At 56.6% G+C, this 16,321-nt stretch carries 16 protein-coding genes; 7 read left to right on the top strand and 9 right to left on the bottom strand.

What is annotated here, in order from left to right; genetic code table 11:
- Nucleotide 1 precedes the first annotated feature (1 nt).
- Together PLU01S_RS05845 and lnt are read left to right on the top strand one after the other, a co-directional pair.
- The gene (locus PLU01S_RS05845) at nt 2-841 is read left to right on the top strand and encodes a CorC family transporter (RefSeq protein WP_019364055.1); all 840 of its coding nucleotides are present in this window, start codon (nt 2-4) and stop codon (nt 839-841) included.
- Nucleotides 842-970: 129 nt separating this feature from the next.
- The gene (gene lnt / locus PLU01S_RS05840; protein ID WP_074823006.1) at nt 971-2,500 is read left to right on the top strand and encodes an apolipoprotein N-acyltransferase; all 1,530 of its coding nucleotides are present in this window, start codon (nt 971-973) and stop codon (nt 2,498-2,500) included.
- 40 nt (nt 2,501-2,540) lie between these two features.
- Here the strand turns inward: lnt and PLU01S_RS05835 are convergent, their stop codons facing one another.
- Both PLU01S_RS05835 and PLU01S_RS05830 read right to left on the bottom strand, forming a co-directional pair.
- On the bottom strand, nt 2,541-3,302 hold the full coding sequence (locus PLU01S_RS05835; protein ID WP_074823009.1) for a YdcF family protein: 762 nt from the start codon (nt 3,300-3,302) through the stop codon (nt 2,541-2,543).
- 106 nt (nt 3,303-3,408) lie between these two features.
- Complete coding sequence (locus PLU01S_RS05830; RefSeq protein ID WP_074823013.1) at nt 3,409-3,774, bottom strand: hypothetical protein; 366 nt, start codon at nt 3,772-3,774, stop codon at nt 3,409-3,411.
- A 193-nt stretch (nt 3,775-3,967) separates the two neighbouring features.
- On the opposite strand from PLU01S_RS05830, the gene leuS reads away from it, so the two are divergent.
- From leuS to PLU01S_RS05805, 5 genes are all read left to right on the top strand, one after another.
- Entirely contained in the window at nt 3,968-6,574 is a 2,607-nt protein-coding gene (leuS, locus tag PLU01S_RS05825) for a leucine--tRNA ligase (RefSeq protein ID WP_074823482.1), read from the top strand.
- A gap of 23 nt (nt 6,575-6,597) precedes the next feature.
- Complete coding sequence (locus PLU01S_RS05820) at nt 6,598-7,206, top strand: LPS-assembly lipoprotein LptE (protein ID WP_010797106.1); 609 nt, start codon at nt 6,598-6,600, stop codon at nt 7,204-7,206.
- Nucleotides 7,207-7,242: 36 nt separating this feature from the next.
- Entirely contained in the window at nt 7,243-8,301 is a 1,059-nt protein-coding gene (gene holA, locus PLU01S_RS05815) for a DNA polymerase III subunit delta (RefSeq protein WP_074823486.1), read from the top strand.
- Between the two features lie 50 nt (nt 8,302-8,351).
- Nucleotides 8,352-8,510 (top strand): alternative ribosome rescue factor ArfA, encoded by a 159-nt coding sequence (arfA, locus tag PLU01S_RS05810; protein ID WP_074823016.1) that lies wholly within the window; start codon nt 8,352-8,354, stop codon nt 8,508-8,510.
- 88 nt (nt 8,511-8,598) lie between these two features.
- Entirely contained in the window at nt 8,599-9,918 is a 1,320-nt protein-coding gene (locus PLU01S_RS05805) for a lytic murein transglycosylase (protein WP_074823018.1), read from the top strand.
- Nucleotides 9,919-9,965: 47 nt separating this feature from the next.
- Here the strand turns inward: PLU01S_RS05805 and lipA are convergent, their stop codons facing one another.
- The 7 genes from lipA to rodA form a co-directional block, all read right to left on the bottom strand.
- Complete coding sequence (lipA, locus tag PLU01S_RS05800; protein WP_085985617.1) at nt 9,966-10,898, bottom strand: lipoyl synthase; 933 nt, start codon at nt 10,896-10,898, stop codon at nt 9,966-9,968.
- 73 nt (nt 10,899-10,971) lie between these two features.
- Nucleotides 10,972-11,613: a lipoyl(octanoyl) transferase LipB gene (gene lipB, locus PLU01S_RS05795; protein ID WP_010797101.1), complete on the bottom strand. Its 642-nt coding sequence runs from the start codon at nt 11,611-11,613 to the stop codon at nt 10,972-10,974.
- Complete coding sequence (locus PLU01S_RS05790; RefSeq protein WP_010797100.1) at nt 11,613-11,891, bottom strand: DUF493 domain-containing protein; 279 nt, start codon at nt 11,889-11,891, stop codon at nt 11,613-11,615. Before PLU01S_RS05790 ends, lipB begins: the two co-directional genes overlap by 1 nt.
- Before the next feature lie 59 nt (nt 11,892-11,950).
- Nucleotides 11,951-13,111 carry a D-alanyl-D-alanine carboxypeptidase family protein gene (locus tag PLU01S_RS05785; protein WP_010797099.1) on the bottom strand — a complete coding sequence of 387 codons (1,161 nt, stop codon included), beginning with the start codon at nt 13,109-13,111 and terminating at the stop codon, nt 11,951-11,953.
- Between the two features lie 70 nt (nt 13,112-13,181).
- The gene (locus tag PLU01S_RS05780; RefSeq protein WP_074823020.1) at nt 13,182-14,183 is read right to left on the bottom strand and encodes a septal ring lytic transglycosylase RlpA family protein; all 1,002 of its coding nucleotides are present in this window, start codon (nt 14,181-14,183) and stop codon (nt 13,182-13,184) included.
- Complete coding sequence (gene mltB, locus PLU01S_RS05775) at nt 14,180-15,199, bottom strand: lytic murein transglycosylase B (protein ID WP_074823022.1); 1,020 nt, start codon at nt 15,197-15,199, stop codon at nt 14,180-14,182. The genes PLU01S_RS05780 and mltB overlap by 4 nt, the downstream gene beginning before the upstream one ends.
- A gap of 17 nt (nt 15,200-15,216) precedes the next feature.
- Nucleotides 15,217-16,320: a rod shape-determining protein RodA gene (rodA, locus tag PLU01S_RS05770; protein WP_162493721.1), complete on the bottom strand. Its 1,104-nt coding sequence runs from the start codon at nt 16,318-16,320 to the stop codon at nt 15,217-15,219.
- Nucleotide 16,321: the final 1 nt, after the last annotated feature.

The following is a 16,321-nucleotide window of genomic DNA, read 5'->3' as shown; positions in this document are numbered from 1 at the left end:
CATGAACGAAGATCGATCGAGTAACGGGCACAGGTCCTGGCTGGAACGGATTGTCCAGGCTTTTGCCCACGAGCCCAAGAGCCGCCAGGAACTCCTGGAGTTGCTCCGTGAGGCTCACGAAAACAAGGTGCTCGACAGTGAAGCCTTATCCATTGTCGAGGGCGCTATCTCTGTTGCCGACCTGCAAGTACGCGACATCATGGTGCCGCGCTCACAGATCATTAGCGTCAAGGCCCACCAGACGCCGCAGGAGTTCCTGCCTGCTGTCATTGAGGCCGCTCACTCCCGCTATCCGGTCATTGGCGAGACGCCTGACGATATCCTCGGCGTCCTGCTCGCCAAGGATCTGCTGCCCTTGATCATTCACGGGGACCAGGCCTTCGATCTTAAGACTATTCTGCGCCCGGCCACCTTTGTTCCAGAATCCAAGCGGCTCAATGTGCTTCTGCGTGAGTTTCGTACCACGCACAACCATATGGCCATTGTGGTGGATGAGTATGGTGGTGTGGCAGGTCTTGTCACCATTGAGGACGTGCTTGAGCAGATCGTGGGTGACATTGAAGACGAGCACGATGTCGAGGAAGAGAGCTTCATCAAACCGCTTCCCAGCGGGGACTTCATCGTCAAGGCGCTGACACCTGTCCAGGCCATCAATGATTTCTTCGACACAGAGTACCCCGATCAGGATGTAGATACAGTGGGCGGTCTTGTCATGAGCGCCTTCGGTCATCTTCCTCGCCGAAACGAGGAAGTGGTTATCGACGACTTCCGCTTTCGTGTACTCAACGCAGACGGTCGTCGCATCCATCTGCTGCGCATGACTCCGCTCACCGAGCGATAAACTGCAGCGGCCTGTCTGCTCGCCTGAGCAGGCAAGCCGCTGAATAGCCCCGTATATACCTCTCTTAGTAGCTAGCAGCACCTGGCATCCATTAAGCTTGCGCACCGCTGCATAGACCAAGGATTTCCGATGCGCTGGATGATTACCCCCGGCTGGAAAGGCAATTTGCTGGCACTGGTTGCCGGCGCACTGACGCCCCTCGCACTGGCGCCGTTCAACTTCTGGCCGCTGGAAATAGTATCGATCGCCCTCTTCTATCTTTCATTGCGCGAATTGAGCGCCGGATGGGCCTTTCTGCGAGGCTGGTGCTATGGCCTGGGGGCCTTTCTGGCGGGTACGAGCTGGGTATATGTCAGCATCCACGACTACGGTGCGGCATCCATGCCATTAGCGGCGGGCCTCACGTTTGGGTTCTGCGCCGGTATTGCCCTGTTTTTCGCGCTGCCAGCCTGGTTATGGGTCCTTTGTTTGCGCCGCAATCATGCGCCAGCCAGTGACGCCCTGGCCTTTGCAGCGCTTTGGTTTGGCCTGGAACTGTTCCGCAGCTGGTTCCTGACCGGCTTTCCCTGGCTGTTTGCAGGCTACAGCCAGATGGATGGCCCGCTGGCCAGCCTTGCTCCAGTAGGAGGTGTCTGGCTTCTGTCATTCAGCGTGGCGTTGATCGCCGCTCTGCTCGTCAATATTCCCTGGCTGATTCGCAGACCCGTCAGCCTGGTTGCAGGTATCGTCCTGCTGATTGCACCCTGGTTCGGCGCCATTGCCTTCAAAGGACAAGTCTGGACTCAGCCAGCCGGCGAGCCGCTCAAGGTAGCCGCCATGCAAGGCAATATTGCCCAGGAACTCAAGTGGGATCCGGGCCATGTGCAGGATACGCTGGCCCTGTATCGCCAGATGACTATTCGGGAAGGCAAGACCGACCTGATTGTCTGGCCGGAAAATGCCATTCCAGTGCTCAAGGAATATGCTGACGGCTATTTACAAGACGTTACGGCTATCGCCAACCAGCGCGGCGCAACGCTTATCACGGGCATTCCGGTACGTGAGCGTGACGACAAGGGCCAGGATCGTTTTTATAACGCGCTAACGGTCAATGGCGACAATACAAACACGTATTACAAACAGAAGCTGGTGCCGTTTGGCGAGTATGTTCCCTTGCAGGAGCAGCTACGCGGACTGATCACCTTCTTCAACCTACCGATGTCCGATTTCGTCCCGGGCCCCGAAGGACAGCCATTGTTGACAGCCAAGGGATACCAGATCGCCCCGTTCATCTGCTATGAAGTGGTCTATCCGGAATTCGTGGCAGACATGGCCACCCGTAGCGATCTTCTGCTGACGGTAAGTAACGACACATGGTTCGGTAAATCATTCGGTCCTCAGCAGCATCTGCAAATGGCCCGGATGCGTGCATTGGAAAGTGGTCGCTGGATGATCCGGGGCACCAACAATGGTGTCACGGCCCTGATTGATCCCTTTGGCCGCATCACCACCCAGATTCCGTCATTTGAGCTGGCTACACTGCATGGGTCGGTCGTGCCGATGAAGGGAGCCACACCTTACCTGACCTGGCGCCTCTGGCCGCTGGCCATTCTGTGTGGCTTGCTGGTGCTTTGGGCGCTGGCTCGTAGAGGCCTTGAGCGCTCCCGCCCTATCGTCTAAGGACAGACAGTGGCAGGCCAGCTGCCTGGCCTGCCCTACTTCAACGGTAGGCCAGCGGATAGGCTATGAGCCCTATCGCTTCGTTCAACAGAATCATGCTTTGGGCAATTGCCTTGGCCTCGGGCACCCATCCTCCCAGCGGCTTGCCGTTAGGCGTGCTCATGAATCCCATTGGCGCAGCGATCACCTCGAACCCCTGGCGCTCGAAGCACCACCGGGCACGCGCCATATGAAACGCCTGTGTAACCAGCACGATTCGCTTAACACCTGCTGGTTTGAGAATAGCCGCGCTGAGCGTCGCATTTTCCCACGTAGTACGGCTGTCTTTCTCCTGCCACCGCACCGATACGCCCAGGTCTTTTTCCATGACCTCGGTCATCAATTCCGCTTCGCTGGGAGGCGAAGACAAAGGTGAGCCTCCGGAAATAAGAATTGGCAGCTGAGAGACCTTGGCGATACGTGCCGCATAGCGAACACGCTCAATGCCCATCGCGCTGGAGACATCGCCTTCCCACGCCGGATCGTTACGCTCCCGGGAGGCGCCCAGGATAACAATGGCATCCGCCTGCTGCGCCAGAGACGACCAATCAGCCTGAGCCAGAGGCGGATCACGTTCAATCAGACGCGCCTCCCATTCAACCGCAATCGGCAGACTGATCAGCCAGAAACCACCTGCGCCCATGATCAGGCAGGCAACCGAAATTCGGGGCCAACGCTTGCGAAGCACGATACCGGCCCATAACAGCAGCAAAAACAGGCCTGGCGGCATCAACAGCTGCTTGCAAACGTAGCGAATCAACATCGAGACATCCATGACGTCAGGCACATCCCTGGTCTAGCTGGAAAAACGAGACGTGATAATAACGCGTAGGAAACGGATTACCGAGGTGCAGGCATCCGAAGCGGAGTCAGATGGCGCAAGTATCCGTGCTGCAGACCTTGTGAGTCATGCACAGGGGGCACCGCTCGATTTGTTGTCCAGCGTTAACTTGCAGCCCGCAACGCAGGCAGCGCACTGCCACTGACGACTTTCCCAGACGGGAAGGCCTCGGATAAATCAGCTCCTGACAGGCATGAACCCATTGATCATTTCTGACCAGCCACGCCCTGATGATGTCCAGATCCTCCTGATGAAGGCCGGAAATTTCTATCTCCTGCTGCGCCCTGCGGTGCAAACGCTCCGCCGTGGCAGCCTCGTCCAGAGCACGCTCCAGACGCCGTTGCAAACGCTCCAGCGGAAGTCTCGCCAGGCGCTGCGCTGTGTCATGACTCATAGATAGCCTCCGGAAAGTCCTATCCTGCTGTTACCCAAGCGTAGTGCGCGATTGGCGAAACCGCGAGCCTATAAAATGACGAATTTCACTTTTATGAAATAAAACGCTTTCTGGCTAAAGGTTCCTTGCGTGGAGACGGTTCATGTATGCTTACCGGCTTATCTAATTGCTTTTCGTAGCCGCAGATCACGCCATGCACGAACATTACCAACCCCGTGAGATAGAAGCCGCCGCCCAATCCTGGTGGGAACAGAACAATGCCTTCTCTGTGACGGAGCAGCCGGGAAAGGAGAAGTACTACTGCTTGTCCATGTTCCCCTACCCAAGCGGCAAGCTGCACATGGGGCACGTCCGCAACTACACCATCGGTGATGTGATTGCCCGCTATCACCGCATGCAGGGCAAGAATGTCCTGCAACCCATGGGTTGGGATGCCTTCGGTATGCCGGCGGAAAACGCCGCGATGAAAAATAACGTCGCCCCTGCCAAGTGGACGTATGAAAACATCGAATACATGAAGAACCAGCTCAAGAGCCTGGGCCTTGCTATTGACTGGTCGCGCGAAGTTACAACCTGCAAGCCCGACTATTATCGCTGGGAACAGTGGCTTTTCACGCGTCTCTTCGAGAAGGGCATCATCTACCGCAAGAACGGCACCGTAAACTGGGACCCGGTCGACCAGACCGTACTGGCGAACGAGCAGGTCATCGACGGTCGCGGTTGGCGCTCAGGCGCGCTGATCGAAAAGCGTGAGATTCCGATGTACTACTTCCGCATCACCGATTATGCGGAAGAACTGCTGGCGTCTCTGGATGATCTGCCCGGCTGGCCCGAGCAGGTCAAGACCATGCAGCGCAACTGGATCGGCAAGTCCCGTGGCATGGAAGTTCAGTTCCCCTATGACCAGGCCTCCATTGGTCATGCCGGCGCACTCAAGGTCTTCACAACGCGCGCCGACACCCTGATGGGTGCCACTTATGTCGCTGTCGCGGCCGAGCATCCGCTGGCTACCCAGGCAGCGCAGAACAATCCCGAGCTGCAGGCTTTCATTGACGAATGCAAGCGTGGCGGCGTGGCAGAAGCCGACATCGCCACCCAGGAAAAGAAAGGCATGCCGACGCCCTTGTTCGTCGAGCATCCGTTAACGGGTGAAAAATTGCCGGTATGGGTCGCCAACTACGTCCTGATGCATTACGGCGAAGGTGCGGTCATGGCCGTTCCGGCACACGACGAGCGCGATTTTGAATTCGCGACCAAATACAATCTGCCCATCAAGCCGGTCGTACGTACCAGCGCTGGTGACGAGACCCCTGCTCCCTGGCAGGCTGCCTATGGCGAGCACGGCACGCTGATCAACTCCGGCGAATATGACGGTCTTGATTTCAATGCGGCGTTTGAAGCCATCGCTACGACCCTGCAGACCAAAGGTCTGGGCGAGCCGCGCACTCAATTCCGCCTGCGTGACTGGGGCATCAGTCGTCAGCGTTACTGGGGCTGCCCGATCCCGATCATCCACTGCGATAGCTGTGGTGATGTTCCCGTTCCGGAAGATCAACTGCCGGTCGTTCTGCCAGAAGATGTGATTCCAGACGGTGCAGGCTCTCCTCTGGCCAAAATGCCGGAGTTCTACGAGTGCTCCTGCCCCAAATGCGGCAGCGCTGCCAAGCGCGAAACCGACACCATGGACACGTTTGTCGAGTCGTCCTGGTACTTCGCCCGCTACGCATCGCCCAAGTTTGAAGGCGGTATGGTCGATAAGGATGCTGCCAACTACTGGCTGTCCGTCGACCAGTATATTGGCGGTATCGAGCACGCCATTCTTCACCTGCTCTATGCACGCTTCTTCCATAAATTGATGCGTGACGAGGGGCTTCTCTCCTCCGATGAGCCGTTCAAGAACCTGCTGACCCAGGGCATGGTAGTCGCTGAAACCTATTACCGCATGGATGAAAAAGGCGGTAAGGACTGGTTCAACCCGGCTGACGTGGAGGTCGAGCGTGACGCCAAGGCCAAGGTCATTGGTGCCAAGCTGAAGACGGACGGTCTGCCGGTAGAAATCGGCGGCACTGAAAAGATGTCCAAATCAAAGAACAACGGAGTGGACCCGCAGGCCATGATCGATCAGTACGGCGCCGACACGTGCCGACTGTTCATGATGTTTGCCTCCCCTCCGGACATGAGCCTCGAGTGGTCCGACTCTGGCGTTGAGGGCGGTAGCCGCTTCCTGCGTCGCGTCTGGCGTCTCGCCCAGGCGCATATCAGCCAGGGCCTTACCTCTGCTCTGGATGTGGCAACGCTGACAAACGAGCAGAAGGAAGTCCGTCGCGCCATTCACCTTGCGATCAAGCAGGCCAGCCAGGATATTGGTCAGAACCACAAGTTCAACACTGCCATTGCAGCTGTGATGACATTGATGAATGTGCTGGAAAAAGCGCCGCAGGCCACCGAGCAGGACCGCGCGTTAATGCAGGAAGGTCTGGAAACCGTCGCGCTGCTACTGGCACCGATTACGCCCCATATCTGTCATGCATTGTGGAATGAGCTGGGGCATGCCGATGCCGTTATCGATGCCCGCTGGCCAAGCGTGGATGAAAGCGCCCTGGTACAGGACACCCTGCAGATCGTGATTCAGGTAAACGGCAAGTTGCGTGGCCACATTGAGGTCGCAGCCCAAGCCAGCCGTGAAGACATCGAGGCTGCTGCCCGTACGAACGAAAATGTTCTGCGCTTTACTGAGGGACTGACAATCCGCAAAGTGATTGTTGTTCCTGGCAAGCTGGTCAATATCGTCGCCAATTGAGGCTGAACGGAGTGAAAAAGATCATGATGAAACGGAGCTTTCCCTGCCTTGCGGCGATTGGAATGACCGTGTTGTTAAGTGCTTGTGGTTTTCAGCTGCGAGGTACAGGCGACACCGAACTGTCGCTGCGTGAGCTGAGTCTTTCCGCCCGTGACAGCTACGGTGAAACGGTCAAGCAGGTAAGAACCATGCTTGAAAGCAATCATGTAAACGTCAACCCGGGCGCAACCTATACGTTGTACCTAGCAGGTGAGCAGCAGACGCAACGCACCGCGAGCTATACCGCGGGCGCACGTAGTGCTGAAATCGAGCTGACGACCAAGCTGCCCTATGAAATTCGTGGCCGCAACGATGCCGTGCTGCTGCATGATGACCTTGAAACGCAGCGCTACTACGTGACGGATGAAAATAACATCATCGGCTCCGAGCAACAGGCTCAGCAGCTGCGTCGGGAAATGCGTGCAGAACTGGTCCGCCAGCTGGCTTCGCGCCTGCAGACCATTACGCCCCAGCGGCTCGACAAGTTGCAAAGCGAGGCTGATGCACGAGCGCGTGCCGAGGCCGAGGCCGCACGCGCAGCGCAGCAGAACATGCCGCCACAACAATCTCCGATCGAAATACCCACCCGCTAACGACTACGGGGCCTTATGGCCCCGTATTTTTATCCTATGAAACTGAACCCTGCTCAACTCGCCAAGCACCTGCAAGGACAGCTGGCGCCAATTTATATAGTCAGCGGTGACGAGCCCCTGCTTTGCCAGGAGGCAACCGATGCCATTCGAGCCTCGGCGAAAAGCCAGGGGTTTGATGAACGTCAGGTGTTCAACGTAGAAAATAATTTTGACTGGAGCCTGCTTTACGAAGCAGGGGCAAGCCTGTCTCTGTTTGCCCAGAAGCGTCTGATCGAATTACGCATTCCAAACGGCAAGCCTGGTGATAAAGGTGCCGAAGCGCTACTACGCTACCTATCGCGCCCTGCTGAAGATACATTGCTGCTCATCAGCCTGCCCAAGCTGGATGGCAGCGCCCAAAAGACCAAATGGGCCAAGGCCCTGATTGAACATGCTGACGTTCAGTTCATTCAGATCTGGCCCATCGATGTTCATCAACTGCCTCAATGGATCCGCCAACGCCTTTCCCAGGCAGGTCTGGCCGCCTCGCAGGAAGCGGTCGAGCTGATTGCCGTCCGGGTAGAAGGCAACCTGCTTGCAGCCGCCCAGGAAATTGAAAAACTCAAGCTCTTGGCCGAAGGCAACCAAATTGATGTCGCCACTGTACAGGCAAGCGTTGGTGATAGTGCCCGCTTCGACGTTTTTGGCCTCATCGATGCGGTTCTGGCAGGGGAAGCCAATCACGCGTTACGTATTCTGGAGGGCCTTCGCGGCGAGGGTGTCGAGCCGCCAGTGATTCTGTGGGCACTGGCCCGAGAGCTGCGGCAACTGGCCAACCTTGCGCAACAGCAGGAACAGGGTATACCACTTGACCGCGCGTTTGCGCAGGCAAAGCCCCCGGTCTGGGAGAAAAGACGTCCACTCATAAGCCGCGCCCTGCAACGACACTCCACGGCCAAACTGAGTCGCCTATTGCTGGATGCCCAGCTTGTGGATGCGCAGATCAAGGGCCAGGCCCCGGGTGATACCTGGACAACCCTGCGCCAGTTGACCTTGCTGTTGGCGGGTCAACGCTTCTCCTTGCCTTCTGCCGCTCTGGATACATTCTCACGATAATCGTAAGATGCCGGTCTTCGCGCAAACGCGCATTCAGACCGAGTACTCTCATGACCAAAAAACAGCGAAGGCCCAACAAGGCCAAATCCACTATTGCCCAGCCCCTGTTTCGCTGTCGACAGGAAAAGCCCAAAAAAGGCAAAGGCAGTTATCGCCGTGAAGCCTTCCCAACTGATGATGGGAAGGCTTTTTTATTGGTAGCCGCATAATTCCATCCGTACTCCCTTCTCCAAACGAAGACGCCTCGATTCAGGCATGTTATGGTGACGAGTCTGTTGACGCACCCGGTGGAGATTCATGCAACACGGGAAAAAACGCAGGCTGAAACACGGCAGCCTTATCGCAGGCACTCTGGCGACATTGATCACAGGGGTCATTGCTGCCTGTGCACAAACACAGACGCAGAGCGAAACGGCCACGCCAGCCGCCACGAACGCACCTACCTCTGCCTCACAAAGCCGCTCCGCCAATACGACGCCTGAGCCTGCTCCTCAGGAAAGCTTCGAGCAATGGCGAGATCGCTTCCGGCAGGACGCTCAAGCGGCCGGTATTACTACCGCAACCTTCAATCAGGCTTTCGCAGGCGTGACTCCTGACGATGCCGTGATTACAGCGGACCGCAGCCAACCCGAATTTACTCGTCCTGTGTGGGAATACCTGTCGTCTGCAGTTTCCCAGCAGCGCATTGCAAACGGCCAGAAGCTACTAACCCAATATTCGAGCCTTCTGGCGCAACTCGAGGCACGTTACGGCATCGAGCCAGAACGCCTTGTGGCCTTCTGGGGTATCGAAAGCAACTATGGCAACAACATGGGCACCAAGAGCGTTATTCGTTCTTTGGCAACCCTGGCTTATGAGGGACGACGCCCCGCCTTCGCGCAGGCGCAACTGCTGGCCGCACTGACCATCATCCAGAATGGCGATATTACGCCTGAGCGCATGATTGGCTCCTGGGCTGGTGCCATGGGTCAAACGCAGTTCATTCCAACGACCTACAATGAACATGCCGTCGACTTTGATGGTGACGGTCGTCGGGATATCTGGGGCTCCAATGCTGATGCATTGGCCTCAACGGCCAACTATCTGAAAGCCTCCGGTTGGCAGGACGGAAAGCCATGGGGTTTTGAAGTTCGCCTGCCGCAGGGCTTCGATTATGCTCAAGCAGACATGGACATCCGCAAGCCCTTGTCAGATTGGCAGGTCATGGGTGTTCAAGGCGCAACGACGCCCCTCTCCCCTGCGTACTCCATGGAGCAGGCTTCTCTACTGCTTCCAGCGGGACATCGAGGGCCAGCCTTTTTGGTCTTCAACAATTTCCGGACCATTCTTCGATATAACAACTCATCATCCTATGCGCTAGCCGTGGGACTTCTATCGGATAGCTATAAGGGCGCCGGGAAAGTCAGCGCAGCCTGGCCGCTTGAGGACGTTCCACTCAGCCGCAGCGAGCGAGTCGAACTTCAGCAGCGCCTGGCAGACCGAGGTTTTACGCCTGGTGCTGCTGACGGCATCATAGGTGCCAATACCCGCAAAGCCATACGAGCATTCCAGCAGACACTTGGCTGGCCAGCAGACGGCTACCCTAGCCCATCCCTGCTGGCTCGTTTACGTTCCTGACAGGCAATAAAAAAGGCGCTTAAAGCGCCTTTTTTATTGCCGTTCGATCAGGAGATCTTGCTGCCATGAGCCTGCTGGTCGGCATGATAGGAGGAGCGAACCAGCGGGCCGGATGCCACATTCTTGAAGCCCATCTTTTCGCCTTCCTCGGCAAACCAGGCGAAGGTATCCGGATGAACAAAGCGCTGTACCGGCAAGTGATTACGAGAAGGCTGTAAATACTGGCCCAGGGTCAGCATGTCGATGTCATGCTCGCGCATGCGCTTCATGACTTCAATGACCTCATCGTCTGTCTCGCCAAGCCCCAGCATCAGGCCTGATTTGGTGGGGACGTGTGGTACACGCTGCTTGAACTTCTGCAGCAGGTCCAGCGACCACTCGAAATCGGAGCCCGGACGAGATGACTTGTACAGGCGCGGCACCGTTTCCAGGTTGTGGTTGAAGACATCCGGCGGCTCGGTAGCGGTGATATCCAGCGCGATATCCATACGGCCACGGTAGTCAGGTACCAATGTTTCCAGCTGGATGCCGGGAGACAGCTGGCGGATCTCCCGCAGACAGTCGGCAAAATGCTGAGCGCCGCCGTCTCGCAGGTCATCACGATCTACCGATGTAATGACGACATACTTCAGACGAAGGTCGGCAATCGCGACAGCCAGATTTCGTGGCTCATCGACATCCAGAGGCTTCGGACGGCCATGCCCCACGTCACAGAAGGGGCAACGACGTGTACAGATGTCGCCCATGATCATGAACGTGGCTGTACCGCCCGAGAAGCATTCACCCAGGTTGGGGCAAGAGGCCTCTTCACAGACGCTATGCAGCTTATGCTTGCGAAGCAGCTGCTTGATGCGCTCCACTTCTGGCGTCACTGGAATTCGTACGCGAATCCAGTCAGGTTTACGTGGCAACTCTTCGGTCGGAATGATTTTGACCGGGATGCGGGCAACCTTTTCTGCACCACGCAGTTTGACGCCCATTTCAACTTTTTTGCGCGCAGGCGCTTCAGCGATGGGCGTCTCGACGTTCACACTGTCTTGCACTGTTGTCATGTCAGCTCTTTTCCAGGGTGATCTGGTCAGCATAGCCAAGCTGTGACACGAGCTGCTCACGCAGCCGCTGGGTCACCTCGGCAAATTCGATCGGCCCGGCATGATCGCGTAGCTGGGTCATGGCCAGGCCGGCATAACCGCAGGGGTTGATTCGACGGAACGGCGCCAAGTCCATGTCGACATTCAAGGCCAGACCATGGAAGGAGCGTCCGTTACGGATACGCAAGCCAAGGGATGCGATTTTTGCACCCTTGACATAAACACCAGGGGCATCAGGCTTTGCATACGACTCGACCCCGTAGCTGGCCAGCACGCCAACCAGGCTTTGCTCGATTCGGGATACAAGCTCACGAACCCCCAACCCTAATCGCCTGACATCCAGAAGCAGATAGGCAATCAGTTGTCCCGGCCCATGGTACGTTACTTGGCCGCCTCTATCGACCTGTATGACAGGAATTTCACCGGCATTGAGCAGATGCTCGGCCTTGCCTGCCTGTCCCTGGGTGAATACGGCGGGATGCTGTAGCAACCAGACCTCGTCCAGCGCCGAAGGATTGCGCTCGTCAGTAAAACGCCGCATGGCCTGCCAGGTCGGCTCATAGGAGACCAGGCCCAGCTCTCGGAAGCCGAGCGTCTTATCCATTACAGCACCATATGGACGCGGCCGGTGGTGCGCAGGTCCGAATGGATCGATTGCAACTGCTCGACACCGGTAGCACGGATCAGGACCTGTACTGACAGAAAGCGGCCGTTACGGCTATCACGCGTTACCAGCGTCGTAACGTCCAGATCCGGTGCGTGGCGCTGAATGATTTCAACTACCAGATCAGTAAAACCGTCTCCGGCATCACCGATCACCTTGATCGGATAGTTATCGCAAGGAAATTCAATTTTTGGAGCTTGAGTGTCGGTATCAGTCATGGCATTCGCGGGTCTGGGGCCCGAAGGTGGAGACGCCCGCTAAAGCGGGCGTCTTGAGATCAGTTGAACAGTCCGTAGAAGAATAGACGAATGCTATCCCACAACTTACGGAAGAAACCACCTTCTTCGACCGGCTGCAAGGCTACCAGGTCAGCAGTGTGCATGACTTTGTCATCCAGCTTCACTTCCACCTTGCCGATAGGCTGACCCTTGGCGATCGGTGCAGTGATCTGTGGGTTCATAACAATTTCAGCTTTCAGCTTTTTCAGCTGACCGCGGGGCAGCGTCATGGTCAGATCGTCTGCCAGACCAGCAGAAACCTCATGCTCGGTGCCTTTCCAGACCGGCGCACGCGCAAGCTCTACACCCTTCTTGTAGAAGGACTGGGTTTCGAAGAAGCGGAAACCATAGGTTAGAAGCTTCTGGGTTTCGGCTGCACGGGCCTGCTCACTGTTCGTACCGAATACCACCGCGATCAAGCGCATACCGTCACGGACAGCAGAGGCGGCCAGGCAATAGCCTGCTTCATCAGTGTGGCCGGTCTTCAGACCGTCAACGGTCTTGTCACGCCATAGCAGCAGATTGCGGTTAGGCTGCTTGATGTTATTCCAGAAGAACTCCTTCTGAGAGTAAATGGCATAGTGAGTCGGCTCTTCATAGATGATTGCACGAGACAGTTTGGCAATGTCATGGGCAGAAGAGTAATGGTCCGGGTTAGGCAGACCCGTAGCATTCATGTAATGGGTATTGCTCATACCCAGACGCTGCGCCGTGGTATTCATCATGTCGGCGAACGCGTCTTCACTGCCAGCAATATGCTCAGACATGGCCACGCTCGCGTCGTTGCCTGATTGAATGATGATGCCGTGGAGCAAATCGCTAACCGAAACCTGGTTGCCCACCTGAATGAACATCCGGGAACCACCGGTACGCCAGGCATGCTCGCTCACATTGACCATATCGCTTTCCTTGATACGGCCACGCTGGATCTCTAAGGTCGCGATGTAGGCAGTCATCAACTTGGTCAGACTGGCTGGAGGCAGGCGCTGGTCGGAATTATATTCCGTGATGATCTGGCCACTGCTCGCATCCATGAGAACCCAGGACTTGGCAGCAAGCTGCGGGGGCGAAGGAATCATCGGCTCGGCCGCCCAGGCGGCTGGCGCAGCGATGAGCAGAACGAGCAAAAAGACGCGTTGAGCTAAGGTGGTGATGTTCATCCGACTCTCTAATGGTTAAGCAGACTAATTAAACAAGCCCAGAGGGCATATACACAGAGCGTCCTTGCTCCTAATCCGGACGTACCAGCGAGGCTTGCCCCAGATTGGCAAGACGCACGGTATTTTGCAGCTGACTGGCCTCACCCTGCGTGCCGATCGGCCCGAGTCTCACGCGGTGCAGAGTCTGCTGGTTGCGCACGACCGAGCTGATAAAGACCGGGGCAGCTGTCAGCTCGCTGAGTTTGTCCTTCAGGAGCTCCGCAGCGTCCGGGTTGGCGAAGGCGCCCACCTGGAGATACAGCCCACCGGCTTGTGCAGAAGCGTTTTTTTTTGAGTCGATCTCAAGCGGCACAACCGGCGCGGCATGCTGTTGCGGAGGCGGATTATAGGTTTCAACCGTAGCCACTGTCTGTGGTTTTACAGGTGTCGGAGCGGCAGGCGCACGTTGCGGCTGCGCCAGCACCATTGGCATCGGTCGGCCTTGCTGAGCCCACCATTGTGCCGGATCGATACCCTCGACACGCACATGGGCCGTTCCTGTCTCGGCGTAACCAAGCTTCTTGGCAGCAGCAAAAGACAGGTCAATCACACGATCTGAATAGAACGGACCACGATCATTGACCCGAACGATGACGCTTTTGCCATTATCCAGGTTGGTTACACGAACGTAGCTGGGTAGCGGCAGGGTCTTGTGAGCGGCAGTCATGCCATAGAGGTCATAGGTCTCGCCGTTCGCCGTGGCCTGACCATGAAACTTGGTGCCATACCAGGAAGCAGTCCCGGTGACACGATAGCTCGTAGCATCGTTCAGCGGGAAATAGGTCTTGCCCAGCACCGTGTAGGGGTTGTTCTTGATAAGCCCGTAGTTGGGCATCGGAACGGCATCAGGAATACGTGAAACATCCACATCCCACCAAGGAGCACCGTCCTTATGCGGGCGTGAGTAACTACCAGCACTTGCATTGGCCCCATAGGTGGTCGGACTTTTTGGGGATGGGCTTGAGCAACTTGCCACTAGCCCTGCCAGGGCAAGACAAGTTGCGGCGGTCAAACCGCGATTAAAATAACTCATTGCGACGCCCCATGCGTATGACGCTCAGCAATAGCCTCCGCCAGCTGATTTACAGCCATGGCATACATGACGCTACGGTTGTAGCGTGTGATTGCATAGAAATTGGGCAGTCCCATCCAGTATTCAGGACCTGCATCACCGTCCAGCCGGAATGAGGTGACACGCAGGTCATCCCTTAACGGCTCGGATGGATTCCAGCCCAGCGCACGCAACTCTGCCACGCTTTTAACCGGTTCGATACCCTGAACGACACCCTGTTCCACTTTATCGCCACGTACCTGAGCGCGCACCGCCACGTTGCCACCCGCAGTCCAGCCGTGGCGTTTGAAATAGCTGGCGACGCTGCCAATGGCGTCGGCCTTGTCGTTCCAGATATCGATATGGCCACTGTTATCGAAATCTACAGCGTAGGCACGGAAACTGCCTGGCATGAACTGCGGAAGGCCCATGGCACCGGCATAGGAGCCGGTCAAGCTGAGCGGATCGAACTGTTGCTCACGACTCAAAAGCAGGAATTCACGCAGCTGATCTCTGAAGAATGGCGCTCGCTGAGGGTAATCAAAGGCCAGCGTCGACAGCGCATCCAGCACCCGGTAGTTGCCCTTGTTTCTACCATAGAAGGTTTCGACGCCAATGATGGCAACGATGAATTGAGGCGGAACGCCATATTCCCGCTCAGCCTTCGCCAGCGACTCGGCATTTTCGTTCCAGAACGTGACGCCCTGATCGATGCGCTTGTCGGTTACGAAGATAGGGCGGTACTCGCTCCAGGGCTTTACTCGCTCCGCAGGACGAGAAATGGCGTCGAGAATACTCTGCTTGCGCTCGACTTCACCGAACAACTCCTTTAACTGCTGTCCGGCAAAGCCATAGTTGCGCGTCATCTCGTTGATGAAGCTGGCAACCTGAGGCGAATCATCATAGTCGCCGGCCGTTGCGGCGCCCGTAATCCCTATCGCTCCCAGCAGACCGAAGCACTGAAGGCAGCGGCCCATCCATCCAAACGGTGTCAGCATTGCGTCCTTCACTTAAATCACGATTGGGCGATCCACTTCCGATGTGTGTGGATCGCCATCAAAACTCCAAAACCGCACAGCAACGTCACAACGGACGTACCGCCATAGCTGATAAACGGTAACGGCACCCCAACCACGGGCAGCAAACCGCTGACCATGCCAATATTGATGAAGACATAAACGAAAAATGTCATCGTCACGCTACCAGCCAATAGCTTGCCAAACAATGTTTGCGCCTGGATGGTAATCGTCAGCCCTCGCCCTATCAGCAGCAGATACAAGCACAGCAGCAGACATACGCCGACCATGCCAAACTCTTCTCCGAGGACGGCAATGATAAAGTCCGTATGGCTTTCGGGCAAAAAATCCAGATGAGATTGCGTTCCCAGAAGCCAACCTTTGCCAAATACGCCACCTGATCCAATGGCCGCTTTCGACTGAATGATGTTCCATCCAGACCCTAGGGGGTCCATTTCAGGATCCAGAAACGTTAGTACTCGCCGCTTCTGATAATCGTGCATGACGAAAAACCACATGGCTACCGCAACCGGTGCCGCCGCCGCCACTGCACCGATAAGCCAGCGCCATTGCATACCTCCGACGAACAGGACGAAGCCACCCGAAGCGAGAATGAGCATGGCGGTCCCAAGGTCCGGTTGATCAAGGATCAACACAAAGGGGATGCCGATTGTGATCAGGCTGACAACAATATGCTTGAAGCTAGGGGGAAGGCTGCGCTTGGACAGATACCAGGCCACCATCATGGGCATGAGCAGCTTCATGAATTCGGATGGCTGAAAACGTATGACTCCCGGAATATTGATCCAGCGGGTAGCCCCCATGGCGTTATGGCCCATGACATCCACGACCACCAGTAGTGCCACCCCAATGAGATAACCCAACGGCACCCAGCGAGCCATGAAGCGGGGCTCGAATTGTGCAATCACGATCATGGCCACCAGACCCAGCCCGAACGATGTGCCCTGTTTGATCACTAAGTCCCAGCTTTTACCGCTTGCTGAGTAGAGTACAAACAGGCCGACAGCCCCGAGCATGAGCAATATCAACAGCAATGGGCCATCAATGTGCATCCGCTGCAGCAGGGTGGAGCGGCGGCGCATG

Source organism: Pseudomonas luteola NBRC 103146, from assembly GCF_002091675.1.
Classification (GTDB): Bacteria; Pseudomonadota; Gammaproteobacteria; order Pseudomonadales; family Pseudomonadaceae; genus Chryseomonas; species Chryseomonas luteola.
The sequence above is the reverse complement of the archived record's forward strand: the minus strand, read 5'-3'. Positions and strand labels throughout refer to the sequence as shown.